The sequence below is a fragment of the Stecheria intestinalis genome, assembly GCF_009696165.1.
GTDB classification, from domain to species: domain Bacteria; phylum Bacillota_I; class Bacilli_A; order Erysipelotrichales; family Erysipelotrichaceae; genus Bulleidia; species Bulleidia intestinalis.
The window spans coordinates 31,769-57,648 of record NZ_VUMN01000010.1; the positions used below are offsets into that span (position 1 = coordinate 31,769).

The 25,880-nt window shown below is 50.9% G+C and carries 24 protein-coding genes and 1 tRNA gene; 17 read left to right on the plus strand and 8 right to left on the minus strand.

Translation table 11 applies throughout. From position 1 onward, the window contains the following. Window positions 1-14 precede the first annotated feature (14 nt). The gene (locus FYJ51_RS05605) at window positions 15-1,052 is read left to right on the plus strand and encodes an RluA family pseudouridine synthase (protein WP_154504091.1); all 1,038 of its coding nucleotides are present in this window, start codon (window positions 15-17) and stop codon (window positions 1,050-1,052) included. 15 nt (window positions 1,053-1,067) lie between these two features. Here FYJ51_RS05605 and FYJ51_RS05610 read toward each other — a convergent pair whose 3' ends face one another. Together FYJ51_RS05610 and nudC are read right to left on the minus strand one after the other, a co-directional pair. Next, entirely contained in the window at window positions 1,068-2,378 is a 1,311-nt protein-coding gene (locus tag FYJ51_RS05610) for an alpha-amylase family glycosyl hydrolase (RefSeq protein ID WP_205946208.1), read from the minus strand. Further along, entirely contained in the window at window positions 2,378-3,187 is an 810-nt protein-coding gene (gene nudC / locus FYJ51_RS05615; protein WP_154504095.1) for an NAD(+) diphosphatase, read from the minus strand. Before nudC ends, FYJ51_RS05610 begins: the two co-directional genes overlap by 1 nt. 544 nt (window positions 3,188-3,731) lie before the next feature. Here nudC and FYJ51_RS05620 point away from each other — a divergent pair. The 9 genes from FYJ51_RS05620 (at window position 3,732) to FYJ51_RS05660 (ending at window position 12,315) form a co-directional block, all read left to right on the plus strand. Next, on the plus strand, window positions 3,732-5,537 hold the full coding sequence (locus FYJ51_RS05620; protein ID WP_154504097.1) for an aminopeptidase P family protein: 1,806 nt from the start codon (window positions 3,732-3,734) through the stop codon (window positions 5,535-5,537). Then, window positions 5,534-6,295 carry an exodeoxyribonuclease III gene (locus tag FYJ51_RS05625; RefSeq protein WP_154504099.1) on the plus strand — a complete coding sequence of 254 codons (762 nt, stop codon included), beginning with the start codon at window positions 5,534-5,536 and terminating at the stop codon, window positions 6,293-6,295. Before FYJ51_RS05620 ends, FYJ51_RS05625 begins: the two co-directional genes overlap by 4 nt. Window positions 6,296-6,340: 45 nt before the next feature. Further along, complete coding sequence (locus FYJ51_RS05630) at window positions 6,341-7,705, plus strand: M20 family metallopeptidase (RefSeq protein ID WP_154504101.1); 1,365 nt, start codon at window positions 6,341-6,343, stop codon at window positions 7,703-7,705. Window positions 7,706-7,793: 88 nt separating this feature from the next. Continuing rightward, window positions 7,794-8,630, plus strand: a complete 837-nt coding sequence (locus tag FYJ51_RS05635) for an HAD family hydrolase (RefSeq protein WP_154504103.1) — start codon at window positions 7,794-7,796, stop codon at window positions 8,628-8,630. Further along, window positions 8,627-9,376, plus strand: coding sequence for an N-acetylmuramoyl-L-alanine amidase family protein (locus FYJ51_RS05640; protein ID WP_154504105.1), 750 nt, complete (start codon window positions 8,627-8,629; stop codon window positions 9,374-9,376). The genes FYJ51_RS05635 and FYJ51_RS05640 overlap by 4 nt, the downstream gene beginning before the upstream one ends. Beyond that, window positions 9,373-10,059: a CBS domain-containing protein gene (locus FYJ51_RS05645; RefSeq protein WP_105303174.1), complete on the plus strand. Its 687-nt coding sequence runs from the start codon at window positions 9,373-9,375 to the stop codon at window positions 10,057-10,059. Before FYJ51_RS05640 ends, FYJ51_RS05645 begins: the two co-directional genes overlap by 4 nt. A 93-nt stretch (window positions 10,060-10,152) precedes the next feature. Further along, window positions 10,153-10,446 (plus strand): HU family DNA-binding protein, encoded by a 294-nt coding sequence (locus FYJ51_RS05650; protein ID WP_105303175.1) that lies wholly within the window; start codon window positions 10,153-10,155, stop codon window positions 10,444-10,446. A 100-nt stretch (window positions 10,447-10,546) separates the two neighbouring features. Continuing rightward, window positions 10,547-11,377 carry an HdeD family acid-resistance protein gene (locus tag FYJ51_RS05655; protein WP_154504107.1) on the plus strand — a complete coding sequence of 277 codons (831 nt, stop codon included), beginning with the start codon at window positions 10,547-10,549 and terminating at the stop codon, window positions 11,375-11,377. Next, complete coding sequence (locus tag FYJ51_RS05660; protein ID WP_154504109.1) at window positions 11,374-12,315, plus strand: beta-propeller fold lactonase family protein; 942 nt, start codon at window positions 11,374-11,376, stop codon at window positions 12,313-12,315. The genes FYJ51_RS05655 and FYJ51_RS05660 overlap by 4 nt, the downstream gene beginning before the upstream one ends. A gap of 23 nt (window positions 12,316-12,338) precedes the next feature. Here FYJ51_RS05660 and FYJ51_RS05665 read toward each other — a convergent pair whose 3' ends face one another. The 3 genes from FYJ51_RS05665 to FYJ51_RS05675 form a co-directional block, all read right to left on the minus strand. Beyond that, window positions 12,339-13,427, minus strand: a complete 1,089-nt coding sequence (locus FYJ51_RS05665; RefSeq protein WP_105303178.1) for a hypothetical protein — start codon at window positions 13,425-13,427, stop codon at window positions 12,339-12,341. Further along, the gene (locus tag FYJ51_RS05670) at window positions 13,427-14,341 is read right to left on the minus strand and encodes a phosphodiester glycosidase family protein (RefSeq protein ID WP_105303179.1); all 915 of its coding nucleotides are present in this window, start codon (window positions 14,339-14,341) and stop codon (window positions 13,427-13,429) included. Before FYJ51_RS05670 ends, FYJ51_RS05665 begins: the two co-directional genes overlap by 1 nt. An 88-nt stretch (window positions 14,342-14,429) precedes the next feature. Beyond that, window positions 14,430-14,651, minus strand: coding sequence for a FeoA family protein (locus FYJ51_RS05675; protein ID WP_105303180.1), 222 nt, complete (start codon window positions 14,649-14,651; stop codon window positions 14,430-14,432). A 162-nt stretch (window positions 14,652-14,813) separates the two neighbouring features. Here FYJ51_RS05675 and FYJ51_RS05680 point away from each other — a divergent pair, with 162 nt between their 5' ends. Then, window positions 14,814-15,524, plus strand: a complete 711-nt coding sequence (locus FYJ51_RS05680; RefSeq protein WP_154504111.1) for a PrsW family intramembrane metalloprotease — start codon at window positions 14,814-14,816, stop codon at window positions 15,522-15,524. Window positions 15,525-15,592: 68 nt separating this feature from the next. On the opposite strand, the gene FYJ51_RS05685 is transcribed toward FYJ51_RS05680, so the two are convergent. Next, window positions 15,593-15,665, minus strand: a tRNA-Ala gene (locus FYJ51_RS05685). A gap of 46 nt (window positions 15,666-15,711) precedes the next feature. Continuing rightward, complete coding sequence (locus FYJ51_RS05690) at window positions 15,712-16,695, minus strand: S66 family peptidase (protein WP_105303182.1); 984 nt, start codon at window positions 16,693-16,695, stop codon at window positions 15,712-15,714. A gap of 384 nt (window positions 16,696-17,079) precedes the next feature. Between FYJ51_RS05690 and FYJ51_RS05695 the strand changes: the two genes are divergently transcribed. From FYJ51_RS05695 to FYJ51_RS05705, 3 genes are all read left to right on the plus strand, one after another. Beyond that, entirely contained in the window at window positions 17,080-18,480 is a 1,401-nt protein-coding gene (locus FYJ51_RS05695) for a radical SAM protein (RefSeq protein ID WP_105303183.1), read from the plus strand. 87 nt (window positions 18,481-18,567) lie between these two features. Continuing rightward, a complete protein-coding gene (locus tag FYJ51_RS05700) occupies window positions 18,568-19,278 on the plus strand; it encodes an HD domain-containing protein (RefSeq protein ID WP_105303184.1) in 711 nt (236 codons plus the stop codon). Further along, a complete protein-coding gene (locus FYJ51_RS05705; RefSeq protein WP_154504113.1) occupies window positions 19,275-19,844 on the plus strand; it encodes an NUDIX hydrolase in 570 nt (189 codons plus the stop codon). The genes FYJ51_RS05700 and FYJ51_RS05705 overlap by 4 nt, the downstream gene beginning before the upstream one ends. A 40-nt stretch (window positions 19,845-19,884) precedes the next feature. Here the strand turns inward: FYJ51_RS05705 and glgP are convergent, their stop codons facing one another. Beyond that, window positions 19,885-22,143, minus strand: coding sequence for a glycogen/starch/alpha-glucan family phosphorylase (gene glgP / locus FYJ51_RS05710; protein WP_105303186.1), 2,259 nt, complete (start codon window positions 22,141-22,143; stop codon window positions 19,885-19,887). 133 nt (window positions 22,144-22,276) lie between these two features. Here glgP and malQ point away from each other — a divergent pair, with 133 nt between their 5' ends. The 3 genes from malQ to FYJ51_RS05725 are packed head-to-tail and all read left to right on the plus strand — an operon-like array spanning window position 22,277 to window position 25,824. Beyond that, window positions 22,277-23,734, plus strand: a complete 1,458-nt coding sequence (gene malQ / locus FYJ51_RS05715) for a 4-alpha-glucanotransferase (RefSeq protein ID WP_154504115.1) — start codon at window positions 22,277-22,279, stop codon at window positions 23,732-23,734. A 30-nt stretch (window positions 23,735-23,764) separates the two neighbouring features. Then, window positions 23,765-24,634: an undecaprenyl-diphosphate phosphatase gene (locus FYJ51_RS05720; RefSeq protein WP_154504117.1), complete on the plus strand. Its 870-nt coding sequence runs from the start codon at window positions 23,765-23,767 to the stop codon at window positions 24,632-24,634. Further along, window positions 24,631-25,824: a cytochrome c biogenesis protein/redoxin gene (locus FYJ51_RS05725; protein ID WP_154504119.1), complete on the plus strand. Its 1,194-nt coding sequence runs from the start codon at window positions 24,631-24,633 to the stop codon at window positions 25,822-25,824. The genes FYJ51_RS05720 and FYJ51_RS05725 overlap by 4 nt, the downstream gene beginning before the upstream one ends. Window positions 25,825-25,880: the final 56 nt, after the last annotated feature.

Below are 25,880 nucleotides of genomic sequence, written 5' to 3' on the forward strand. Positions count from 1 at the left end.
CAGAAAAGACAAGCATGGCAAAGGAAATCACTTTCCGTCTGACCCTTGCAGACTGGAACAAAGAAGAAGGAACCGTCGGAAGCGTGCTGACACACTGCCTCCGCCTTTCGCGTCATGAAATCTCCCGGCTCAAATTCGACGGGCAGATTCTTCTGAACGGATCTTCGGTTCATGTCACGGACCCCATTCGGATCGGCGACGTGCTGACGGTGCGCTTTCCGGAAGATCCTCAGGATCCGGTGAAGATCGTGGAAGCAGAACCGGTGATTCTCTATGAAGAAGAAGACTTTCTGGCGGCAGATAAACCTGCAGGCATGCCGGTTCATCCGGATCATAATCATCTGGAAGACTCTCTCGGAACCTTGCTGATGTCGCATTATCAGAAATTCGGAGAGAATTTCACGATCCGTCCGATCGGCCGGCTGGACAAAGATGTGAGCGGCATCGTTCTTTATGCCCGCAATCAGCCGGCTGCTGCCCGCATGAGCAGAGACCGTGCCGAGGACAAGCTGAAGAAGTATTATCTGGCCCTAGCGGAAGGCTCTTTTGAACAGAGTGATGGAACGATTGATCTTCCGATCGGAAAAGAAGAAGGTGAGCGCCGCCGCCGGATCTCTGAGGAAGGCAAGCCTGCCATCACGCATTACTGCGTGATGAAAGAACTTCATTGTGAGGGAAGACCTTACTCCCTTCTCAGAGTCTGGATTGAAACCGGAAGAACGCATCAGATCCGGGCGCATATGGCAGCCATCGGACATCCGCTGCTGGGAGATGCGCTTTATGGAGGAAAGGAAGATCTGATCCGCCGTCCGGCCCTGCATTGCTCGGAAGTCATTCTCTATTCCCCGTTTTCCCGGGAAGAAGTGAAGATTCATTCCAGCCTGCCAGAAGATATGGCCTCGCTGGTCATGGAAGACTTCTCAGAAGATCCGAAGAAGAGTGAAGCCATTCCTTCTCCGTTTCTACAGAAGGTGGTGCTTTCAGCAGAAAATTCTTCTGGTTCAAAGAAAACAGAAAAGAAATCTTCCTGGTGGGCAAAGCTGTTCAGATGAAAAGCAGCCGGGACTTCAGTCCCAGCTGCTGTAGAGAAAGCGGAATGATTTTTCCGGCAAGGTCAGCGGTTCATTGAAACGGACCGCTTTTCCTTTCAGCAGATCGATGCCTTCTTCCACTCCGGCATCGAAGCGGAATTCTGCCGGCTTGTCATCGATGTTGAGCAGAAAGGTCAGCTGGCCCTTTGCGTCTCTTCTGCGGAAAGCAATCTGCTGATTCTGCAGATAGAGCTGCACATAGTCGCCATCATGGAAGACCGGATACTGCTTCCGCATCTCGGCAAAGGAAGCGATCGTATCGGTCAGATCATTCCACTGCGGCTTTTCAAAGCAAGGTCTCAGGGCCGAATCGGAATAAGCAGACCGCGTGCCTTTCGCACCCCATTCGCTGCCATAGTAGATGCATGGCATGCCTGGCATGGCGTACATCAGGGCATAGGTCAGCGGAAGGTCCTTCGGATTCTCCAGAACAGATGCCAGACGGTCGACGTCATGGTTGTCTGCAAACGTCAGCAGATTCTTTCCCCGGTACAGGCACCAGGGATCCGGACCGAACTGCCGGTTCAGCGAATAGCCAATCTCGAACAGATTCTTCGAATTCATCGAGGAATACAGCCCCTTGCGGCATTCATAATTCGTGACGCTGTCCAGCATCTCATCATTCATGATGGAGTTGTAATCGCCGCCGATCATCTCACCTAACAGCATAAATCCGGGATCTTTTTCCTTCACATGCCGATGAAGCACTTTCATGAATTCATGATCCAGGCAGTATGCAACATCGAGGCGGAGACCATCGATGCCGAATTCTCCGATCCACTGATCCACCCGTTCCACCAGCCACCTGCGGACGGTTTCATTCTGCAGGTTCAGCTTGACGAGTTCCTGATGGCCTTCCCAGTCTCCATACGTGAATCCGTCCTTTGCCCAGGTATCATTGAAATTCACATAGAACCAGTCTTTGTAAGGACTGTCCCATTTCTTCGAAATGACATCCTGGAAGAACGGAAAGCCTCTTCCGACATGATTGAATACGCCATCCAGCATGACTGCGATTCCCTGATCATGCAGGGCATCGCAGACTTCTGCAAAGTCTTCATTTGTTCCAAGTCTCGGATCGATCTTTGCAAAGTCTCTGGTATCATAGCCATGCCGATCGCTGTCAAAGACCGGATTGAACAGCACGCACGTGACGCCGAGCTTCTTCAGATGCGGAATCCAGTCCAGCACTTTGCGGATTCTCGGGACAGTGATGCCGTCATTCTGCTTCGGCGCCCCGCAGAACCCGAGCGGGTAAATCTGATACATAATCTGATTCTGATCCATCAGTATTCCTTCTTTCCATTCCGGAACAGTCCGATCATCTCGGCAGTGAGACTGGAATCATCCAGTGCATCGAAGACGTCAGTCCGGTTTCTCCATTCAGCATAGCGGAGCTCTTCTTCCTGTACCTTGATGGGCTGATGACTATCTGCCTTGCACCAGAAGCCGCACAGCAGCGAACTGCTGAATGGCCATGGCTGACTCTTGTAGTACTGCAGGTCATAGACATCAAGACCGGTTTCTTCTTTTACTTCTCTCAGTACCGTTTCTTCGACTGTTTCACCGAATTCGCAATAGCCTGCCACCAATGCGTCCTTGCTGTAAGTGCCATGAGCATACCTGGTGATCAGCAGCTGGTTCTTCTCATTCAGAATGCCGACGATCACCGCCGGATTCAGGCGCGGATAAACGATCTGGCCGCAGGATGGACAGACCAGGGCACGCTCGGTGCGGGAAGGCTCCATCTTCGTTCCGCATCTTCCGCAGTACTGGTTTGCACGCATCCAGGAGACAAGCTGCCAGCCGAGAATGCAGGCAAAGCCGAGATACCTCGGCTGATAGGTCCGGCAGATCCTCGTATCCAGAGAGATGACTTTCTGCTTTGTCAGATCTGCCGCAAAGAAGCCTTCTTCTCCGATGGAAAACAGATACTGATAAACCGTATCCTCCGAAAGATCCCGGACGTGGAAAAACGTCTGATCCGGCTTCAGAAATAGATTGCGGCCATCATAGTCAAATACGGTATCATCCGGTTCCGGAAGCCTGGGCTTCCAGGTGTTATCAAGGTGCTTCGGAGCAATATCCTGAATCATGATCTGCCTCCCTTGCAAAAAAGCGCCGGATCAGAATCCGGACACCCAACGATATTATTATAATGAATAATCCGGTTCACTGAAAGACTGTTCACAGAGCGATTTCTGATTATATTGAAAGTAGAAAGAGAATCATCCTGAAAGTGAGGACAAGAGGATGAAAAAGGTACTTCTCGAATATTAGTTCAAGTTTCCTGAAATCCAGCAGAAGTTTCGGGAAACGGAAATCATTCTGAAAACGGAAGATCATGAGATCTGAAGTTGTTTCCATCTTGAAAAGCTGTACGCAGCATGAGGGTATACTGATGGAGAATTCTGTGTTCACAATTGAATACATCAGATAGTCCGTCGTCCGCGGATGACGGAAGATATGCGGGACACGTCCTGCAGTCAGCGATCAGCTGAATAGAATTTTATTTCTCATACCTAGAAACAATCGCATGATGAAGAAAAAGCGGTTTCTCTGATGCACATCAGGGTGCCGCTTTTCCTATGTGCGGCTGTTTTGTGTATAATCACTGTTGTTGAGAGAGGAATCTGAAAAATGGTTAGTGTTAACGAACGCATTGCTCAGCTGAGAAAGCTGATGCACCAGAAGAAAATTGATGTGTATTATGTGCCGAATGAAGATGATCATCTGTCGGAGGAATATACGGCAGAATATTTTCAGTGCAAGTCTTTTCTGTCAGGCTTTACCGGAGATGCCGGCTGTCTGATCGTGACGAAGAATTTTGCGGGCTTATGGACAGATGGCCGCTACTTCACGCAGGCCGAGGGAGAACTGGCAGGAACGGAAGTCACGCTGATGCGGCTGCGTCAGGCAGGGGTTCCGGATCCGCTGGATTACCTGATTGCCAATACTCCGAAGAACGGCGTGCTCGGCTTTGATGGAAGAGTCGTTTCTGCCGCTGTTGCAAGAAAGCTGGCAGATGCGCTTTCGGCAAAGAATGCAAAGCTCCATATGAGCGATGATCTGGCTGGATTGGTATGGGGAAATGAACGCCCGGCAATGCCGGAAGAAAAGCTCTTCGTGCTGCCGGAGAAGTATACCGGAGAATCTGCTGCGGAACGGATCGGCCGGGTCAGAGAAGCGATGAAGACGCAGAAAGCCGATGTGCTGGTGCTGACGGAACTGGAAGATCCATGCTGGATGCTGAATGTGCGCGGCAATGATATTGCCTGCACGCCGGTTGCGTACGCGTTTGCGATCGTGACGAGAACGAAGGTCTATTACTATGTGGATCTGGTCAAGGTTCCGGCTGCTGTGAAGAAACATCTTGAGAAAGCAGGCGTGACGATCCGTCCTTACAGCATGGTCTCGAAGGATCTGGCAGGTCTCAAGAAGAAAGTCATATGGGCAGATCTGAACCGGCTGAATGCATCGTTCTATGCGAAGCTGGATGCGTCGGATACCGTACTGAACGCACCTTCGCCGATCCGGATGTTCCGGGCAGTGAAGAATCCGGTCGAAGTACGCAATACGCTGAATGCCCATGTGAGAGATGGTGTGGCGATGGTGCGCTTCATCTGCTGGCTGAAAGAGAATGCCGGAAAGATTCCGATGGATGAAGTCTCCGTTCAGAACAAGCTGTATGAACTGAGGGCAGAAGGAAAGAACTATATTGAGCCTTCGTTCGAAACAATCTGCGCCTACCGCGGCAATGCGGCAATGATGCATTATACGGCGCATGATGATGTCAATGCGAAGATCAGCCCGAATGGCTTCCTGCTGGTGGATTCCGGCGGAACGTATTATGACGGCACGACGGATATCACCCGCACGATCTCACTCGGAAAGACGACCAGAGAAGAGCGGATGTACTACACAAAGGTCCTGCAGTGCCATCTGGACCTGGCCAGAGCAAAGTTCCTGCATGGAACCACCGGCAATAACCTCGATATTCTTGCCCGCGAACCGCTCTGGAACATGAATATCGATTTCCAGTGCGGAACCGGTCATGGGGTCGGTCATGTGCTGAGTGTGCATGAAGGTCCGCAGGGCATCCGCTGGGGCATGCCGACGCTGGCCCGTCCGAGTGCAGTGCTGGAAGAGGGGATGGTCGTCACGGATGAACCTGGCGTATATCTGCCGCATAAGCTCGGCATCCGGATCGAGAATGAGCTTCTGGTCGTCAAAGATGAGAATAATTTCTACGGACAGTTCCTGCGGTTTGAGTCGCTGACGTTCTGCCCGTATGATCTGGAGTCCATTGAGGTAAGTCTTCTGACGGATGATGAACTGAAACAGCTGAATGCTTATCATAAGATGGTTTATGAAACCCTCAGCCCGCTGCTTCCGGCAAAAGAGAAGAGCTGGCTGCGCAAGGCAACCAGGGCGGTGAAGAGATGAAGCTGATTTCCTGGAATGTGAATGGGCTCAGAGCCTGTGCGAAGAAGGGATTTCCCGAGTTCTTCCAGGAAATGGATGCCGATCTCTTTGCCATCCAGGAAACGAAGATGCAGCCGGAGCAGCTGGATGACAGCCTGAAGTTCGACGGATACTATCGCTACATGAACAGCGCCGAGCGCAAGGGCTACAGCGGAACGCTGGTCTATGCGAAGAAAGAGCCGCTTTCCGTTTCGTATGACATTGATGGAGACGAGACGAAAGAAGGAAGAGTGATTACCCTGGAGTATCCTTCTTTCTGGTTTGTCTGTGCCTATGTGCCGAATTCCAAGGAAGGGCTTCTGAGGCTTCCTTATCGCATGGAATGGGAGAACTATCTGCTGGCGCATCTGAAGAAGCTGGATGCGCTGAAGCCGGTGATCTATACCGGCGATCTGAATGTGGCGCATGAGGAAATTGATATCCGCAACCCGGATACGAATCATCAGAGCGCAGGTTTCTCGGATGAGGAGCGGCAGAAGTTCACAGAATTACTGAGCAATGGCTTCACGGATACCTTCCGTACGCTCTATCCGGATACCGTGAAGTATTCCTGGTGGAGCTACCGGTTCAAGGCAAGAGAGAAGAACATCGGCTGGCGGATTGATTACTTCGTGGTCTCCGATCGTCTGAAGCAGGTAGTAAAAGATTCCGTGATCTATGATCAGGTGCAGGGAAGCGATCATTGCCCGATCGGTCTGGAAATAGATGTTCCGGAATGAAAATGATAGAATAATGAGCATATACAAGCAGAGGGAGGATTTCGGATGGATGTGAAGGCAATGGTCAGCGGCTACCGCAATGAGCTGGTCAATAAGCTTGCAGAGCTGGTTGCGATCAGAAGCGTGGAATCAGAACCGCTTCCGGATGCCCCGTTCGGGGCAGGGCCGAGAGATGTGCTTCTGCTGGCCCTGAAGATGCTGGAAGAAGATGGGTTCAGGACGGTGAACCTGGATAATTATGCGGGTTATGCAGAACTCGGCGAGGGCGATCAGGTCATCGGGGTGATCGGACATCTCGATGTGGTTCCGGCAGTTCAGGAAGATGGCTGGCATACGGATCCATTCCGTGCGGAAATCAAGGATGGCATCATGTATGGCCGCGGCGTCAGCGATGATAAAGGCGCAGTAGTTGCCAGCATGATTGCTCTGAAGGTGATCCGCGATCTGGGCGTTCCGCTGAAGAAGCGGATCCGTCTGATCATGGGTACCAATGAGGAAACCGGGTCCAGAGGGCTTGCTTACTATGTGGCAAAAGAAGGCCATGTCGACTATGGGTTCACTCCGGATGGAGAGTTCCCGCTGGTAAATGGCGAAAAGGGAATGGTCGGCGCAGTTTATCGCTCAAAGTCCACGCAGATTCTGAACGTGGAAGGCGGTACGGCGAGAAATATCGTATGCCCGCGCGTCAATGCAGAAGTACGCAGAAATACGTATTCCTCCAAGAAACTCAGCGACTATTTCAATAACAACAATATTGATTTCTCAATCGAGGAGAAAGAGGATCGCGCAGTTATTACGGTCTTCGGAAAAGCAGCGCACGCATCTACGCCGGAACTTGGCGTGAATGCGATTTCCCATCTGTTTGCAGGACTGAAAGAGGCAGGACTGCAGGATCCGTTTGTGGATTTCTACTGTTCCCATTTCGGAACTTCCACCGATGGCAGCGGGCTGGGATGTGCTTGCTCTGATGATTACGGAGCACTGACCGAGAACAATGGCATGATCCGGATGAAGGACGGTGTCATTGAAGGTTCGATCGATATCCGGTTCCCGGTGACGATGACTTCCCGTCAGGTTCTGAAGATGATGGAAGACCGCATGGAAGATGATGGCGGTGCAGTTGAAGTGATCGGCACGGTAGAGCCTCTTTACTTCCCGCCGGAGTCACAGCTGGTCACCAGTCTGATGGCGGCTTATCAGGAAGTGACGGGCGATACGGAGAGCACTCCGCTGGTGATCGGCGGCGGTACGTATGCCAAGGGCATTCATAATACCGTGGCCTTCGGCTGCGCGTTCCCGGGCAAGGATTATCATATTCATGACGCAGATGAGTGGGTTTCGATCGAGGATCTGCTGAAGCAGGCTGAGATCTATGTGCATGCGATTCTGCGGCTGGAAGAGCTGAATTGAGACAGGCACCCGGAAGGGTGCTTTCTTTATGGTTTCTGAAGAATTCTGCTGACAGGGATCATGATATAATGAGCCGGGTGCAGAAACTATGAAAAAAGCAGCGATTGTATATGATTTCGATAAGACGCTATGCGCCAAGGATATGCAGGAATACAGTCTGATTCCGGATCTCGGCTATCATAATCCTGCTTCGTTCTGGAAAGAAGTGTCAGAGCTTTCCAGAGCTCAGCGAATGGACAGCATCAGCGCGTATCTCTATCTTCTGAAGAAGCGGTTTGAGGAGCAGGGCAAGCCGCTGAGCCGGGAGTCTTTCCGCAACCTCGGAAAACAGATTCAGCTGTATCCGGGCGTGGAGACATGGTTTGAGAGAATCAATCGCTATGGCGAAAGCCAGGGAATTGCGGTCGAGCATTACATCATCTCTTCCGGAATGCAGGAGATCATCGAGAGCGTGCCGATCGCAGAGCAGATGAAGAAGATCTATGCATGCAGGTATTACTACGATGCGGAAGGATTTGCCCGCTGGCCGGCTCAGATCATCAATTACACAACGAAGACGCAGTACATCTTCCGCATCAACAAGCAGGTGCTGGATGAAGACAATGAAGAAGATCTGAATACGTGGATTCCGTTTGCGGACCGCGCGATTCCGTTCACGCGGATGATCTATATCGCCGACGGCATGACTGATGTGCCATGCATGCGGCTGGTCAAGGAATATTCCGGCAAATCTATTGCGGTCTACAACGCTGAGAGTGCCAAGGCTGGTATTCAGGCAGAGCGGCTGATGCGCGAAGGCCGGGTGAATTTCATGGCGGCAGCAGATTACCGCGAAGGCTCTGATATGGAAGCACTGGTCTGCATGATCCTTGACCATATGGGCGCAGATGCCCGGCTTGAGGAATTAGAGGGGAAAGTGAAATGAAGCGGAAACAGAAGAATGATGAGAAAAAGACCACCGTCAGACTGATCCGCTTTGCAGTTGTTCTGATTCTGGCAATTGCAGTGCTGGTCGGCTATCAGATGACGCACCGGGACTCGGAAAAAGCAGTCACCGTGATTGAGCTGGATGCGGCTCATGGCGGCGATAACTCTGGGTTCCAGGGACTGGTCAGCGAAGATGAATTCTGCGAGAAAGTCACTGATGCGCTTCAGGTTCTTCTCGAAAAGGATGCTTCGTTTCAGGTCGAGCGAACGCATGAAGCAGGAACTGCGATGAATGCAGATGACAGGCTTGCGAAGATCCGTTCAGATTCTCCGGATCTGGTTCTGAGCATACGGTGCAGCTGGTCCCCGGATGCGTCGGTCAGAGGCATGCATCTGTATGAGAACCTGCCTGACTCTCCTTATCATGAGAAAAGCGCCGCGGCTGCCGATGCGATCCGTGATGTCTTTTCAGAAGACGGGACGGTGACGCCGACGGCCGGCTATCTCTATTACCAGCCGATCCGTTCGCAGAAATATCAGGAAGTCCTGGTCGATGAATCGGATACTTCCGATCATGGCACCGAGACCCTGCCGCTGCTGTCAGACAGCAGCTGTCCGACGGTCGTATCAGCACATCTTTACGTGTCCAGCCAGGAAGATGCTGATGCCTGGAATAATGAAGCAGGAATTCAGAAAGCGGCACAGCTTTACTATGAAGCGCTGTGCAGGGTATACAAGCAATGAGCAATGCGGATCGGTTTCTGAATGCATATGCATCGATGGAGAAGTCGATGAACCGGATGGTCGGGCGGACGGATTATATTCCGTTTGCGACGCTCATCCATATGACGGCGAAGAATCATCCGGCTATCCGCCGGCATGAAGAAGATCTCAAGGAAATATGCGAGCTGCGGAATGCGATTGTCCATCAGCGCGGTTCCTCGGATGAGATCATTGCTGAGCCATGCGATTCCATCACTGCATCTGCGGAGCATCTTGCTGCATTGATGGAAGAAGACCAGAAGATCCTGCATTATGCAAGTCAGCCGGTCCGGTATGCAGGCATGGATGATACCGTGCGCGAATGCGCAGAGCGCATGAAGCGGGCAGATGCAGGAAAGCTTCCGGTTTATGAGAAGGGAAAAGTTTCCGGTCTCATCACGGTCTTTGAATTGCTGGATGCCGCAATGGCAGGAAAAGGCGATTGGCAGATCAGAGAACTCGTCCATGAAAACAGCCGGAATCGGATTATCTTTCTTTCGACATCCGATACGATCGAGGATGCCGTCAGAGAGTTCAGCCGGTTCCCGGCTGAGGAACGGCGTCTGCCAGTCATCCTGATCACCGAGTACGGCCGTCCGGATGAAAAGCCTCTCGGAATTCTTTCTTCTGCTGATCTGGCTAGAATTCTCAGCTCATTAATCTGAAAAAAGCCCATGATTAACGCTTTTTCTGTTGATTTTGGTATCTGTGACAGTAAAATGGAATTGTCCTATGCGACAAGGAGGAAAGGGTTTTTCATGGCAAAGGAAGTAAAGGTTGTCACCAAAAAGACGCTCGCTGATGATATTGCTGCACAGCAGGGTCTGACCAAGAAGGCTGCAGCAGAGATTGTGAACTATGTATTCGAGGAGTCCGCAAAGACTCTGAAGAAGGGCGGAGTCGTTGACATCAACGGATTCGGCAAGTTCTCTGTCAAGAAGAGAGCTGCTCGCACGGGTATCAATCCGCGCACGAAGGAAAAGATCAAGATCAAGGCTGCCAAGGTTCCGGCATTCAAGGCATCCAAGACCCTCAAGGATCTCGTTAAGTAATCATCGGTTCATCTGAATCAGAAAGGACAGCATTCCTGCAGAATGGAGTGCTGTCTTTTTCAGAAATGGGGTAAGATGGAGACAGGGGGATTTCTGAAGTATGTTCAAGAATCTGAAATGGGATTCCGTCCTGAAGGCAGTAATCTATCTTGCGGCAGGTGTAGTCATGCTGATGTACCCGGAAGTCATGACGGCATACAGTGCAGATATTCTGGCGATGATCTGCATTCTGCTCGGCGTGATCAAGATGATTTCCTATCTGCTGATGGACGTGACCAAGGCATTATACCGGAGCGACTTCTCCGAAGGAATCATTCTGGTCATCGTAGGACTGGTATGTCTGTATCAGAAAGCACAGCTGAAAACGCTGATTCCCTCGATCATTGCTCTGGCAATCATCTATTCCGGTCTTCTGAAGCTGGAAGATGCGGTTGATAACCGGCGGCTTGGAAAAACGAGCAGCGGGGGCTATGTCTTCTTTGCGATCATTGCGGTCGGCCTTGGCATCGTCATCCTGTTCGGCCTTTTGAAAGATGGGAAGTTCCTGTTTCAGTTTATCGGCGGCAGCCTGATCTATTGCGGCGTGACAGATCTTATCTCGTCATTCCTTCTGGCCAGCAGATTCAAGAAATACAATGAGCAGGCTTCGAAGGAGACTGCTGCTGCAGAGACCAAGCCGGAAGAGAAGCAGCCGGAACAGACGGAACCTGCAGAAGCACCGAAGCCGGAACAGCTGGAAGCTCCTGCCGAAGAGGAAGAAGCTCCGAGACATATTCCCAATATTCTTGCGGATGCAGAGCCGGTGAAACCTGGAGAACCTGCAGCTCAGGAAGCGTCTGAAGCAGAAGCTCCTGTGCCGGCAGAGTCTTCTTCAGAAGAGCCTGCAGCAGAACCGGAAGAAAAGAGCGATGGAGGCATAGAGGAGAAATGAGACATCGAGTATTAGCAGGTACCTATACAACGGATCATACGAGCAGAGGCATCTATTCTCTGCAGTATGAAGATGGAAAAGTAAGCGATACGCATCTGTTTGCGGAAATTGACAGTCCGAAATATATCTGTGCGGAAGGAAATCTGGTTGCTTCGATCGCTTCGGCAGAACAGGGAGCCGGGGTGGCATTATTCGATCTGAACGGAAAGCTGCTCGATCAGCTGTCTTACGAAGAACGTACTTCCTGCTATATCACCATCCATGAAGGACGGATTTATACCGCTAATTATCACCTCGGCCAGTTCTCGGTCATCGGGATTGACGGGGATCATCTGAAACTGATCAATACGATTCAGATCCGTGAAGGAGCTGGCTGCCATCAGGTATTGTTCCACAAGGATCAGATTCTGATTCCGTGTCTGTTCCTGGATCGGGTCATGATCTTCAATGCTGATCTGAAGTATGCCGGTGCCATCCGCTTTCCGGCGGGAACCGGACCTCGGCACGGCGTCTTCACGAAAGACGGCAGCTGCCTGTATCTGGTGTCGGAACTGAGCAATGAGCTCTTCGCCATTGACAGTGAAGATTACAGCTGTGCATGGCGCATGTCGGTGCTCCCGGATGGAAAGAAGCATCTGCGCGATACGGCTGCGGTCCGCCTTTCTGAGAAGGAAGACCGCATTTATGTTTCTACCCGGACCCAGGACATTCTCTCTGTCATCGATCCGGCCCAGCAGAAACTGATGCAGACGCATTACTGCGGTGGCAGACACCCGAGAGATTTCATTCTCCTCGAAGATCATCTGCTCGTTGCCAACCGCTACAGCAATTCCGTCGTATCCTTCGCACTGAATGAAGACGGAACGATCGGAAAAGAAGAAAACCTGATCGAAGTACCGCAGGCAGTAAGCCTTGCAGTATCCGATCAGGAAGACTGAGATCTGCCGGAAGGCAGATTTTTTCAATGCTCGATGGGGTTCGGATCGTTTCCGGGATTCAGCTCATTATTGATGGCCGTGCTGCAGATGCGCCAGGTGCCGTCTTCATCGGCAAAGGTCAGCTGATAGCCGATATACCAGGTACGCTCGAGATCTCTGGAACTGTTCTTTGCATAGTAGCTGAAGATGACCTGGGCTGTCATCGTGTCATCGCTCTGCTTCATGACGCCGAGAACCTGGCCGTCGCTGAAGCTGCTTGTTTCGTGTTCCGTGAACCAGAGATTCTGAAGCGTGATGTAGCGCTGATACCAGAGCTGGCTTGTATCGGAAACTTCGCTGACGGAAGAGACTGATCCATCCTGGGCGGGATAGGCAGCTAAGCGTTCCGCAGCGTCGAGAATATAGTCGTTGAGAGAATCATCTGCAGGCATGCCTGCAAGCAGGTGCCCGGTGATCGGGTCCTGCATGACGGTCAGCTCCTGCCCGCTTTCAAGAGAGAGTGCAGGAAATCCGAGCAGTCCGCTCAGTTCATAGACATCCGCCTGCGGAATGAAGCTTCCGGATACGTTCTCGAAGTTTGCAGGAGTGACGCCGCTCTCTTTCAGCAGAGAACTGTCTACCTGCGTGCCATTGGAATAAAGCACAGTTCCGGAAGGAACTTCCACCGTATAGGTTTCACTGCCGATCAGCGGATATCCTGCTTTCATGGTATCGCCGTCTTCATAGACTTCCACCTGTCCGTAAGACGTATCGCCGGACTGCAGAACGTAGATCATCCGACCGGAATCTGATCCTGCGTTCTGAATTGTGATCGTACTGAAGTCTGCATCTTCGAATTTGTTCTTCAGAGCAGCATCATAGGCTGCTTCGCTGTCCATGCTGGAATGGATATGCTGGGCTGCTTCAAACAAGCCGGTATAGTCTCCGGATTCCACCTGGGTGAGGAAGCTTTGAACGGTTTCCACTGCAGATCCGGTCTGATTCTGGTCAGAGGAATCTGCTGCAGAAGAGAAATCCGTTTTCTGCAGAGAAGCTGTGAGGAACAGGCTCAGGGCAAAGCAGATGCCTGCAGAAATCCAGGCTGCTGCAGGTTTGATTTTCTTTCTGCTCATCAGTCTGCTTCGCCTCCTTTTCTGACCAGGATCGCGTCCGGGAGTCTGCGTGATCCGTTCATCGCAACCGGATAGTGCACATAATTTCCGTCATACATCATGACGCTGGAATTGCCGCCGTCGAGATTTCCGGCTTCCACGGCTCCGTATTGCTGGAAGATGGCCAGCACGTCTTCATACTTGGCGCCCCAGGAAGAAGGACCTCTGCCATCAATGACTAAGAGCAGAATCGTTCCGTCTTCCTGCATGCCGACTGCAGTGCGCGGATTCAGCATGTTCAGATCGGACGTGGGCTGATAGACCACCTGGCCGTTATGGATGAACGTCGGACCGAAGGTGATCGCCTGTTCGACGCCCATCTCAAGCAGTTCTGAAGCACTTGCGGTGGTCGCAATGAGCTTATGATCCATGGTGAAGGCAATCACGGCACTGGTGCCATCCTGGATGATTTTTCCATCCTTGATCACGATGCCTGCCGGAATACTGCCATCGCCATTTCCGCCCGCATCGACAAAACCGCCGCCGTTGATTCCGGCAATTGCGTCAAAGGTTTCCAGATAAGCCGGCAGACGCGGTCCTTCGGCACCGGTGCTCATGCCCGGATTGATCGCAATGAAGACGTCCTCGGGATTATGGACAAGCATCATATAGCCCTCATAGGTCAGGCCATAGATATGCTGCAGCTCAATGCCGTCTCCATTCAGATCTCCGCTTTCTTCCAGAGCGGAACCTGTGTTTCCTGAGAATGATTCATCTGCCGAAATAGCCGCTGCAGTGCTCTCTGCAGAAGCTGTTTCTTCCGGTTCGGAGTGCGGTGCAGCAATCCGAGAAACCAGGAAACCTGCAAAGATTCCAGCAGCGCAGAGAAGTGCAGTCACTCCTGGTGAATATCCATTCGGGCGTTTCTTTGCCATGAACTTTTCCCCTCTCTCTGTGCAGATATTATATAGATATGAGGAAAGCACACTCAAGAAAAAAGGCGCCGGGGGAGCGCCGGACAATTCAGGAGATTCTCTCAACTTTGATCCGGAAAGCAGTTTCCGGAGAAAGCGCAAGCCGGTGATTCCGGCAGGCAATGATCATCTCCCCGCGAAGATTCGTGATCGCTTCAGCTTCATCGTCTTCTGCAATGCCGAAACGATCCTGCAGTTCCTCTCCGAGTTTCCCCAGAATCCAGGTGATTCTGCAATGTTCTCCAGGTTTCAGTTCTGTCAGACTGATCATATGATATGCCTCCGATGCCGGAACTTCTTTTTTTCAACATAGTCAGATATCCGCAATTAGTCCACGCTAAGCTTTTCTGACGATCTCAGAAAGAACTAGCACTCATATTGACAGAGTGCTAGAAACTGATATAAATATAGATAGCCAAAGGAGATAGATGATATGTTCTTGATATTGACGCCGATTCTGTATATTCTTCTGATCTATGTCATTGCGGCAGTCCTGCCGGCAGTCATTCTTCTGCGTTATGTTGATAACCAGCCGAACCTTCATCGTCAGCCGCTCGGTCTGCGCAACCGCTTGATTCTCGATGGCGTATATGCAGCATTGCTGGCTGGTCTGCTGGAATATATTGCAGAATACTTTTTCCACAGGTCCGGCGGACATTCTCTGACTGTGCTTGCTTATCTGATCGTCGGCGTCATCGAAGAAGGCACGAAGTTCCTGTTCATGAAGAAAGATACCTGGAACAGTCCGTATTTTGAAACGAGATTCGACGGCATTCAGTATGCAGTATTCGTGAGTCTTGGCTTCGCGGCATTCGAGAATATCAAATATGTGTTCAGCTACGGACTCTCCGTCGCACCTGCCAGAGCAATGCTTGCCATTCCTGGCCATACCGCATTTGCAGTCCTGATGNGATACTTCTACGGCCGGGCAAAGTACCAGCATGATGTCGGTGATTCCAGCATGGCGTTCGTGACTGCCTTGATCGGATATATCGCGGCAGTTCTGCTGCATGGCACGTATGACTTCTGCGCGATGAGTTCCACTGGCATTCCGACCTTCGTCTTCTTCCTGGTGGTGATTCTGATCTATGTGATCATCTTCCGCCTGGTGCATCATGAAGCTGAGCATAACCGGATTGTCTGAGCAGAAGAATCACAATATGGCAAAAAAAAACCGTCTGGAATCATCTTTCAGGCGGTTTTTTCTGGTTATGGAGCATAAGGGACTCGAACCCTCGACCCCCTGATTGCGAACCAGGTGCTCTCCCAGCTGAGCTAATACCCCATGCGAACAAGAAGTATTTTAGCACAGAAGAGAAAAACTGAGGGGATTATTTCAGCTCAAAGGCGATTGATCCTTTTCCGTTCTCATAATGGAATTCAGCAATCGCCCCATTGATCATCACGAAGGACGGGTAGGTGTGGCCGATGTCCATCTCATAGACATACGGGATATCCGGAATGGCTTTGCGGAATGCCTCTTCATAAGAAAGCCCGGTCGTGCTCGAAGGAAACAGCACCCGGCCGATCAGAATTGCCTGGCAGTGATCAAACCAGCCAGCATTCCGGAACTGCAGCAGGGTCAGATAGAAGCTCTCTGCACTGAAGCTGAAATCATCGAAATACCAGATAAACCCATCTGCTTCATAGCGCTTCAGAAAGTCATGAACATGATCGTACTTTGTGCCGATCACATCTTTCAGGACTTCGAGACACCCGCCGATGCAGCGGCCCCTGACATGAATGGAAGATTCCGGAGACTTCCATTCGGTCGGGGTATCGGCTCCGGCATAGTCTTCCATGAAGGATGCTTTGGATGCATGCATGATGGAACTGTGCTGCGTGATGAGGTTTCCTTTGAGCAGCTGAACTGCATTCTCTTTCTCTTCTTCGAAATGGGAACTGTCGAAGCTGCCTGCATTTCTGCCATACATGGTTGCCACATCGCCGCATACGGTATAGGTGAACAGCAGACTGGTCGGATCGCTAGCTCCGAGCAGCCATTTCGGATTGGAACGCATGGCTTCAAAGTTCACATAGGGCAGACAGTCATACAGGAAATCGCCGCCGCGGGCAGCCATGACCGCATAGACGGAAGGATCTTCAAACAGCGAAGAAAATTCTCTGCCGCGTGCTTCAGGATCCGCAGAAGGGCAGGATAAAGACCAGAGCGAAGCGGTTTCACGGATATTCCATCCTTGTGCTTTCAGATATTCAAGAGATTCCCGGAATGGCTCCGGATTCTTGCCGGCACCATCGGATGGCGCGGAGACGCCGATGGTATCGCCAGGGGACAGAAACTTCGGATATATCATGTCATATTCCTCCGTGTGCTCATCATATCGGATGAAATGTCCTGGGGGCAAGGCATAAAATGGGCATCGACGTTTTCAATGATTCGGCCGATGCCCGGAGGGGGAAAGAAATTGCTTTTTGTTTCTGGATCTGATAAGCATCGGGACGGCTCGTGCTCCGTCATCAGGCTCTCCTTTCTGTTTACATGAGTTAGGTTATTCTGATTTTCTGAATAGGTTATGGATCTTTTGTGAATGATCTCTGAACATTTGTCATCACGTGATGAAAATCACGGTGTAATGCAGGGGTATACACTTCGCGGAAAGTGTTTATTTCCGGCAATGACGCTGTTTCCGGAGAAAAAGATTTGTGATTTAATAGGTTCGTGTAAAAGGAGAACTAAGATGCAGAAGACTTTTAGTGAAACAGTTAAGGCATTCGGAGTTAAGCAGGTTCTTGGCTACCTTCAGAAGGATCCGGAAAACAATATTCCGAAGATTCTGGACTGGCTGGATAAGTACGGCGGTTCTGTTGCAATGCCGGAACAGCTTGCTTTCGTGAGAAGGGTATTAACGGACAAGGACAACAAGTGGTACAAGTATGCAATCCGTCTGTTCAAGGAGATTGATCAGAACTGCATGGACAAGTTCCTGACAAACTTCGTCATCAATGGTTCCATGCTCGGACTTCCGCGCCAGCGCAAGATGGCTGCAAAGTACAAGTGCAATATTCCTTGGACCATCCTGTTTGACCCAACGTCTGCGTGCAACATGCACTGCATCGGCTGCTGGGCTGCTGAATATGGCTACAAGAACAATCTGACGTTCGAAGAGATGGACAAGATTGTCAGCCAGGGCAAGGAGCTTGGTACTTATGTTTATCTGATGACCGGCGGCGAACCTCTGGTCCGCAAGGATGATATCCTGAAGCTTGCTCAGAAGCATAATGACTGCTATTTCCACATCTTCACGAATACGACTCTGATGACAGAGGAGTTCCTTGATGAAGTTGTCAAGTGCGGCAATATTTCCTTCGCTCCGTCTATTGAAGGAAACCGTGAGACCACGGATTCCCGCCGCGGCGAGGGCTGCTATGACAAGGTTATGCATGCACTGGATATGCTGAAGGCCAAGGGAATTCCGTTTGCAGTATCCATCTGCTACACGCATGTGAACTACAAGGCAGTTACTTCTGATGAGTTCATCGAAATGCTCATTGAGAAGGGTGCTCGTATTGCTTGGTTCTTCCACTACATGCCGGTCGGAAACGATGCAACCCCGGATCTGCTGCTGACCCCGGATGAGCGTGAATATATCTACCGCAGAATCCGTTATATCCGTTCTGAGGAATCTCCGTTCCCGATCTTCACGATCGACTTCCAGAACGATGGCGAATACATCGGCGGATGCATTGCCGGCGGCAAGAACTACTGCCACATCAATTCTGCTGGCGATGTTGAGCCTTGCGTATTCATCCATTACAGCCAGGCAAACATCAAGGATCAGGATCTCCTGGACTGCCTGAGACAGCCGCTGTTCCTCAAGTATCGTGAGAACCAGCCGTTCAATCAGAACATGTTCCAGCCGTGCCCGATGCTTGAGAATTCCGGCAGACTGACCGAGATTGTCAATGAGTCCGGTGCACACAGCACTGACCTTACTTCTCCGGAGTCTGCAGAACATCTCTGCGGCAAGACCAAGGCTTATGCAGATGCCTGGGCTCCGAGAGCAGAGAAGCTCTGGGAAGAGAGACTTGAGCAGAAGAAAGCTGCTGAAGAAGCTAAGAAAGCTCAGCAGAACGCTTAATCATTCTGATCAGATACCTTCTGGTTTTACACCGGGAGGTATCTTTTCTTTGCTTTTCCGGGTTATGATGGAGGAGCGGAGGTGAACATGAAAACGAAACAGATTGATTCCGTTCATGATCTGAGAGATCCGGACCGGTTTCCGCTGTTCTGCAAGGTCAGCAGCAGTCCGGAAATCAATACTTATATCGGCGAACAGAACCAGGCGATGAAAGCGCTGCATTATACTGAGCACAGCCAGGCTCATGTGATGGTGGTGGCGCAGAGAACTTACTATATTCTCAATACGCTTAAGGAAGACGATCATACAATCGATCTTGCTCTGACGGCTGCCTGGCTCCATGATATCGGCAATATCGTGAACCGGGTTGATCACAGCCAGTCGGGTGCATTGATGGCGTTTGTGCTTCTGAACCGGATCGGGATCCCGGCATCTGATATCGCTCCGATCATCTCGGCTATCGGGAATCATGATGAAGGAAATGGCGTTCCGGTGAGCAAAATCGCTGCTGCGCTGATTCTCGCCGATAAATCGGATGTGCGCCGCAGCCGGGTGCAGGAGACGGATGTGCAGAAGTTCGATATCCATGATCGGGTGAATTATTCGGCAACGATTTCTCAGCTGAAGATCAATCATGAGCATAGTGCGATCAAGCTGAAGCTGGAAATTGATACGAAGTACGGAGAGATCGGAGAATACTTCGAGATCTTCATGGATCGGATGCTGATGTGCAGAAGGGCTGCTGCCTTTCTGCATATGGAGTTTCATCTGATCATCAATGAGCAGACTCTCTTATGAACCTGATCGAAGAACTGAGGGCATATCAGCCGTTCAATGAGCAGGAAGAAAAGGACCGGGAACTGATCCTCAGGTGTCTGGAAACGATGCCGGATGTCTATGAACGCAGCAATCCGATTGCGCATATGACTGCCAGTGCCTGGATCGTGAATCCGGAACGGACAAAAGTGCTGATGTGCTGGCATAATATCTACAAGTCCTGGAGCTGGCTTGGCGGTCATGCGGATGGTGAACGAGATCTGCTGAAGGTAGCTCTGAAGGAAACCAGAGAAGAAAGCGGACTGAAACAGGTGATCCCGGTTTCTGACCAGATCCTCTCGATTGAGTCTCTGACGGTGGATGGCCATATCCATCATGGGATATATGTGAGCTCTCATCTGCATCTGAATGTGACATATCTGCTTGAAGCAGATAATCATGAGATGATTCATATGAACCCTGAAGAGAATTCCGGCGTCAGCTGGTTTCCGCTGGAAGAAGCAGTCCGGAAGTCTTCCGAGCCATGGTTTAGGGAACATATCTATTCAAAGCTGAATGAAAAGCTGAAGCTGATGCAGAACAGCTGAGCAAAAGAAAAGAGAACCGGCGAGGTTCTCTTTTTCAGAATTACTTGAGGTGCCAGATATCGCGATTGTATTCTGCGATCGTGCGGTCGCTGGAGAAGAAGCCGGACTTTGCGGTATTGACCAGCATCATGCGCGTCCACTTCTCGCGATTGCTGTAATCGTAGATGGCTGTTTCTTTTGCGGCGCAATAGCTTTCAAGATCCAGCAGAGTCATGAACCAGTCTTTATTCTTCAGGTTGTCGGAAACTGCAGTCAGCAGTTCCTTGTCGCCGATCTTCAGCATTTCCGGACCGGTGATGAAGTCGATGCAGTGACGGATGGATTCCGAACGATTGTAGAAATCGATCGCATGATATCCGTTCGTGTCATAGAGATGGATGACTTCATCGCTGGAACGGCCGAAGGTATAGATGTTCTCGCGGCCGACCAGATCGCGGATCTCAACGTTTGCACCATCATTGGTTCCGATGGTAACTGCGCCGTTGAGCATGAATTTCATGTTTCCGGTTCCGGATGCTTCCTTGGAAGCCAGGGAAATCTGTTCGGAGAGATCGGCTGCCGGAATGGTCACTTCTGCTTTTGCGATGTTGTAGTTCTGCAGCATCACGACTTTCATGTAAGGGCTGACTTCCGGATCATTGTTGACGAGCTCCTGCAGGCAGAGAATCAGATGGATGATGTCCTTTGCCATGATATATGCGGGAGCTGCCTTGCCGCCGAAGATGACGGTGATCGGACGGGCCGGAGTCTGGCCGTTCTTGATGCGCTGATATTCATAGATGACATACAGTGCATTCATCTGCTGGCGCTTGTATTCGTGCATGCGCTTGACCTGGATATCGAAGATGCTGTCCGGGTCGATTTCAACGCCTTCCGTGCGCTTGACGAATGCGGCAAACTTCTCTTTGTTGTGATGCTTGATCTCATCCAGGCGATGCAGGACATTCTCATCGTTGTAGTACTGCATGAGATTCTGAAGGCAGTCAGCATCTGCTTTCCAGTCATCATAGATCAATTCATCCAGCAGGGAAGTAAGTTCCGGATTGCAGTGATACAGCCATCTGCGGAAGGTGATTCCGTTGGTCTTGTTGTTGAACTTCTCCGGATAGATGTTGTAGAACGGCCGGAGTTCCTTGTGCTTCAGAATTTCGGTATGCAGAGCGGCAACACCATTGACGCTGTGTCCGTAATGCATGTCCATGCGGGCCATGTGGACACGGTTCTGATTGTCGATGATGTTGAGATCCGGGTTATTGTTGTATGCGCAGATGACACCCCAGTCGAGACCGCCGATGATCGGCATGAGCTGCGGAACGACTGCGGAGAGATAATCCAGCGGCCATTTCTCGAGGGCTTCTGCCAGAATCGTATGGTTTGTATACGCGCAGACATCGGAAACGATCTCTGCTGCTTCGCGGAATGGCATGCCTTCCTGAATCAGCAGGCGCACCAGTTCCGGAATGACCATGGACGGATGTGTATCATTGATCTGAATGGCGACGTAGTCTGCCAGATGATGGAGATCATGGCCGAGTGCTTTCTGTTCCTTCAGGATCAGCTGAGCAGCGCTGGATACCATGAAGTACTGCTGGTAGATGCGAAGCAGCTGTCCGTCCTTATCGGAATCATCCGGATACAGGAACAGGGTCAGATTCTTTTCGATGGCTTTCTTGTCGAATTCGATGCCATCATGGACGATGGATTCGTCCACGGTATCGATGTCAAAGAGATGCAGGGTATTATGTCCGGTCTTGTAGCCGAGAACGTCCAGATCATACATTCTGGAGGTAACGGTTCTGTTCCCGAAAGAAACCGGGAAGGTGACATCAGTCTTTCTCAGAATGCATGGTTCGCCAAGCCAGGTATCCGGAACTTCGTGCTGACGGCGGTTCACGAATTCCTGACGGAACAGTCCGAAGTGGTAGCGCAGGCCGATGCCGTCACCTGCCAGATTCAGCGTTGCGATGGAATCCAGGAAACATGCGGCAAGTCTGCCGAGACCGCCATTGCCGAGCGAAGGCTCCGGCTCTTCTTCTTCGACTGCGGAAAGGGATTTTCCATTCTTCTTCAGCAGTTCATCGACTTCCTTATAGATGCCGAGATTGATCAGATTCTTGCCGAGCTGTCTTCCGATCAGAAATTCTGCACTGATGTAGTAGAGTTTCTTGTCTCCGGCAGTCATCGGGATTTCTTCTGCCTTCTTCTTCACCAGAGTCAGGCATGCATGATAGAGCTCCTCATTGCTTGCCTCTGCGATAGGCTTTCCGAGTGTATCATTCAGCTGTTTTTCCAGTTCCATAGATTTTCCTCCTTCTTGATTGTAAACGTTTCCGTAAACGTTTACAACAGAATAATCGCATCAGAATCGTGAAAATCCGATACAATTCGATCGTACAGTACACGAAAAAACTGGAAAAGGGAAGAGACATCTTATGAAAAAAGCTGGAATTCTGATGCCGGTGGCATCTTTGCCGGGAAGGTTCGGGTCAGGTGACTTCGGGCCGGAGGCATATCGTTTTGCGGAAGATCTTGCCAGGGCAGGCTTCTCGATCTGGCAGATTCTGCCGCTGAATCCGGTGGGATACGGGAATTCTCCGTATCAGCCGTATTCTTCTTTTGCGATGGATGAGCTGTATCTTTCACTGGATCTTCTGGAGCAGCAGGGACTTCTGGATCATGTTCCGGACTACCATGTTTCAAGAAATCGGATTTCCTATGAAGAAGTCCGTGCTTATAAGGAAAGATATCTGAGAAAAGCATTCTCCAGGTTCCGGGAGGACTTGAGCTTCATGACATTCAGTTTCCAGGAATGGATGCGGCATTATGCATTATTCCGGATGTTCCGCAAGATCGAAGGAAACAAGCCGTGGCCGGAATGGGAGAATCCTGCCTTCCGGGATCTGCCTCTGAACGAATCTTCCGTGGACCTGAAGCAGTATGAGGATGAGATTCTGTATCAGGTCTTCCTGCAGTATGAACTGTTCCTGCAGTGGAAGAATCTCAAGCAGCATGTCAATGATCTCGGTCTGGAGATTGTCGGAGATATTCCGTTCTATCCGGGTCTGGACAGTGCGGATGTATGGTCGCATCGGGAGAGCTTCCTGCTGGATAAGGATGGACATCCGCGGTTCATTGCCGGCGTTCCGCCGGATTGTTTCTCGGAAGACGGACAGAGATGGGGCAATCCGATCTATAACTGGAATAATCTGAAGAAACATCATTATTCCTTCTGGATCGACCGGCTGGGCTATACGACTCGTCTTTATGATGTGGTCCGACTGGATCATTTCCGTGCGTTTGATACGTACTGGAAGATTCCTGCTTCCTGCCCGACCGCAAGAGAAGGAACATGGATCATGGCACCTGGAAAGGAACTGCTGGATCTGGTCAGAGAACAGATTCCGGACCTGAAGATCGTGGCAGAAGATCTCGGCGAACTGAGACCGCAGGTGCTGAAGCTGAGAGACCGGTATCAGTTTGCGGGCATGAATATCCTGGAATTCABCTTTGATCCGGAAAGAGAGTTCCATACTGCGGAGAACTGCTATGTCTATACCGGTACGCATGATAATGATCCGATCCGTGCCTGGTATCAGGACAAGAGCGCATCCGAAAAGAGAGCCTGCCGCAATTGGCTGCAGAAACATGGGTATGACAGCGGGAATCCATGTGATTCTCTGATTCGGGTGGCTATGAACAGCGAAGCAGAGGCGGCGGTGATCCCGATGGCGGATTTTCTGCATCTTGGAAAAGAAGGAAGAATCAATACGCCTTCCACGGTCGGCCCGCAGAACTGGAGCTGGAGGATGAAAGATTTCCTTGCATTTGAAGAAAGAATCCCGGAGATTGCAGAAATGATCCGCAGCAGCGGAAGAGGCCAGGAAAAATAGTATAATGAACCGGTGGACAAGGAGTAAGATATGTCACTGCTGATTGAGATTATCAAATCCGTACTGTTCGGGATTGTTCAGGGAATCACGGAATGGCTGCCGATTTCTTCTACCGGCCATCTGATTCTTCTGAATACGATCATGCCGCTGAGAGTGTTCCAGGACGCTGCCAGCAATGAAGCTTTCTGGAATATGTATAAGGTCGTGATTCAGTTCGGCTCGATCCTGGCTGTGCTGGTGCTGTATTTCAGACGTCTGAATCCATGGGACAAGGCCAAGGATGAGAAGAAGAAAAAACAGACGATTCAGCTGTGGGTTAAAGTGATCATTGCGACAATACCGGCAGGAATTGCCGGCGTGCTGCTGGATGATCTTATTGATGCAAAGCTTTCTACGCCGACCGTGATCGCGATTGCGCTGATTGTATACGGAATTCTGTTCATCTGGATCGAGAACCGCAGCCGCAAGCCGAAGATCCATTCGATTGATGCGATGGATTACGGCACAGCTGCGAAGATCGGCTGTTTTCAGGCGCTGGCGCTGATTCCTGGAACATCCCGTTCCGGCTCGACAATCCTCGGTTCGGTGCTCATGGGCTGCTCCAGAGGAACTGCTACAGAGTTCTCGTTCTTCATGGCGATTCCGGTCATGTTCGGTGCTTCGCTTCTGAAACTGGTCAAGATGGCGGGCGAAGGCGTATCGATGGGCGTGAGCGGAACGGTGGTTCTCTTAGTGGGAATGATTGTCTCGTTCGTGGTTTCCGTGATCGTGATCCGCAGTTTCCTGAAGTATATCCGCAAGCATGATTTCAAGATCTTCGGACTGTATCGCATCATTCTCGGTGTCATTATCCTGGTGCTCGGACTGATGGGAGTTCTGCCGGCCGGAGTTTCGGCATGAATTCTTCGTCTCTCAGCATCGCTGCACTGTTTCTGGAAGGACTTCTGTCCTTCTTTTCGCCTTGCGTTCTGCCGCTGATTCCGGTGCTTGCCGGTTATCTGACCGCTGAAGAAACCGAAACGGATCCGAAGGCTGCCCGGAAACATACGGCCTGGATGACGCTCTGGTTCGTGCTCGGCATCTGCCTCGTATTTGTGCTGGCGGCCGCCGGAGCCGGAATTCTGAATACGTTCTTTCAGTCGCACAGCGTGCAGTTCTCGATTGCCGGAGGCATTCTGCTTGTTCTGTTCGGACTGACGGAATTCGGAGTGATCCAGATTCCGTTTCTGATGAAGGAACATCGGCTTCCTTCTTCCAGGAAGAAGGAATCTGATGCGCTCAGTGCATTTCTGCTTGGCTTTTTCTTCAGCTTTGCCTGGAGTCCCTGCGTAGGGCCATTGCTGGCAAGTGCGATCGTGATGGCTGCAGATGCGTCTTCCAGAGCGCTTGGCTATGCCTATATCGCTGCGTATGCGGCGGGTTTCCTGCTGATCTTCATCCTGCTTGGTCTGTTCACGGAAGAAGTTCTCCGCTTTCTGAAGAAGAAGCGGAATGTCGTGAAGTACACGCAGAAAATCGGCGGAGCGATTCTGCTGGCAATGGGTGTTTATATGCTCGTGCAGGCCAATCAGCAGATCAGCCAGGTGCAGACAGCTGCTGCAGAACCGACTACAGAAGTTTCCGCTGAACCAGGTGCGCCCGCTGAAGCGTCTTCAGATACGCGCACGGATGCAGAAAAATACAATTTCACGCTGGAAGATGCGGAAGGGAATGCGCATTCGCTGACGGATTATAGCGGGAAAACAGTAGTTGTGAATTTCTTCGGAACGTGGTGCGGGTACTGCAACCAGGAACTTCCGCATCTGCAGGAAATCCATGATACCAGAGAGGATGTCGTGATACTGCTGATTGCAGCACCAGGTTATAATGGCGAAGGAAACGTGAGTGATGTGGAGCGCTACATGAAGGATGCTGGCTATTCCATGACAATTCTCTATGACACGGATTTCTCGGTTTCTTCACGGTATGGTGTGCAGGGGTATCCTTATACGTTTATTCTGAAACCGGATGGTTCATTTCTGGGATATATTCCCGGCTATCTGCCGGATGAATCCCTGGATCAGGCGATTTCTGAGGCTTCGGGAAACTGATGATGCAAGCACGCAGATTTCTGTTGCGCACCGCAGAAGACAGGTCTATAATCTAG

What these genes read in the sequence shown, in the direction of transcription:
- FYJ51_RS05610 (WP_205946208.1), bottom strand. Translation starts at nt 2,378, where the DNA reads ATGGATCAGAATCAGATTATGTATCAGATTTACCCGCTCGGGTTCTGC.
- FYJ51_RS05625 (WP_154504099.1), top strand. Translation starts at nt 5,534, where the DNA reads ATGAAGCTGATTTCCTGGAATGTGAATGGGCTCAGAGCCTGTGCGAAG.
- FYJ51_RS05665 (WP_105303178.1), bottom strand. Translation starts at nt 13,427, where the DNA reads ATGAGCAGAAAGAAAATCAAACCTGCAGCAGCCTGGATTTCTGCAGGC.
- nudC (WP_154504095.1), bottom strand. Translation starts at nt 3,187, where the DNA reads ATGATTCAGGATATTGCTCCGAAGCACCTTGATAACACCTGGAAGCCC.
- FYJ51_RS05720 (WP_154504117.1), top strand. Translation starts at nt 23,765, where the DNA reads ATGTCACTGCTGATTGAGATTATCAAATCCGTACTGTTCGGGATTGTT.
- FYJ51_RS05690 (WP_105303182.1), bottom strand. Translation starts at nt 16,695, where the DNA reads ATGATATATCCGAAGTTTCTGTCCCCTGGCGATACCATCGGCGTCTCC.
- FYJ51_RS05635 (WP_154504103.1), top strand. Translation starts at nt 7,794, where the DNA reads ATGAAAAAAGCAGCGATTGTATATGATTTCGATAAGACGCTATGCGCC.
- glgP (WP_105303186.1), bottom strand. Translation starts at nt 22,143, where the DNA reads ATGGAACTGGAAAAACAGCTGAATGATACACTCGGAAAGCCTATCGCA.
- FYJ51_RS05640 (WP_154504105.1), top strand. Translation starts at nt 8,627, where the DNA reads ATGAAGCGGAAACAGAAGAATGATGAGAAAAAGACCACCGTCAGACTG.
- FYJ51_RS05655 (WP_154504107.1), top strand. Translation starts at nt 10,547, where the DNA reads ATGTTCAAGAATCTGAAATGGGATTCCGTCCTGAAGGCAGTAATCTAT.
- FYJ51_RS05645 (WP_105303174.1), top strand. Translation starts at nt 9,373, where the DNA reads ATGAGCAATGCGGATCGGTTTCTGAATGCATATGCATCGATGGAGAAG.
- FYJ51_RS05605 (WP_154504091.1), top strand. Translation starts at nt 15, where the DNA reads ATGGCAAAGGAAATCACTTTCCGTCTGACCCTTGCAGACTGGAACAAA.
- FYJ51_RS05620 (WP_154504097.1), top strand. Translation starts at nt 3,732, where the DNA reads ATGGTTAGTGTTAACGAACGCATTGCTCAGCTGAGAAAGCTGATGCAC.
- FYJ51_RS05670 (WP_105303179.1), bottom strand. Translation starts at nt 14,341, where the DNA reads ATGGCAAAGAAACGCCCGAATGGATATTCACCAGGAGTGACTGCACTT.
- FYJ51_RS05675 (WP_105303180.1), bottom strand. Translation starts at nt 14,651, where the DNA reads ATGATCAGTCTGACAGAACTGAAACCTGGAGAACATTGCAGAATCACC.
- FYJ51_RS05695 (WP_105303183.1), top strand. Translation starts at nt 17,080, where the DNA reads ATGCAGAAGACTTTTAGTGAAACAGTTAAGGCATTCGGAGTTAAGCAG.
- FYJ51_RS05700 (WP_105303184.1), top strand. Translation starts at nt 18,568, where the DNA reads ATGAAAACGAAACAGATTGATTCCGTTCATGATCTGAGAGATCCGGAC.
- FYJ51_RS05660 (WP_154504109.1), top strand. Translation starts at nt 11,374, where the DNA reads ATGAGACATCGAGTATTAGCAGGTACCTATACAACGGATCATACGAGC.
- FYJ51_RS05650 (WP_105303175.1), top strand. Translation starts at nt 10,153, where the DNA reads ATGGCAAAGGAAGTAAAGGTTGTCACCAAAAAGACGCTCGCTGATGAT.
- FYJ51_RS05705 (WP_154504113.1), top strand. Translation starts at nt 19,275, where the DNA reads ATGAACCTGATCGAAGAACTGAGGGCATATCAGCCGTTCAATGAGCAG.
- FYJ51_RS05725 (WP_154504119.1), top strand. Translation starts at nt 24,631, where the DNA reads ATGAATTCTTCGTCTCTCAGCATCGCTGCACTGTTTCTGGAAGGACTT.
- FYJ51_RS05630 (WP_154504101.1), top strand. Translation starts at nt 6,341, where the DNA reads ATGGATGTGAAGGCAATGGTCAGCGGCTACCGCAATGAGCTGGTCAAT.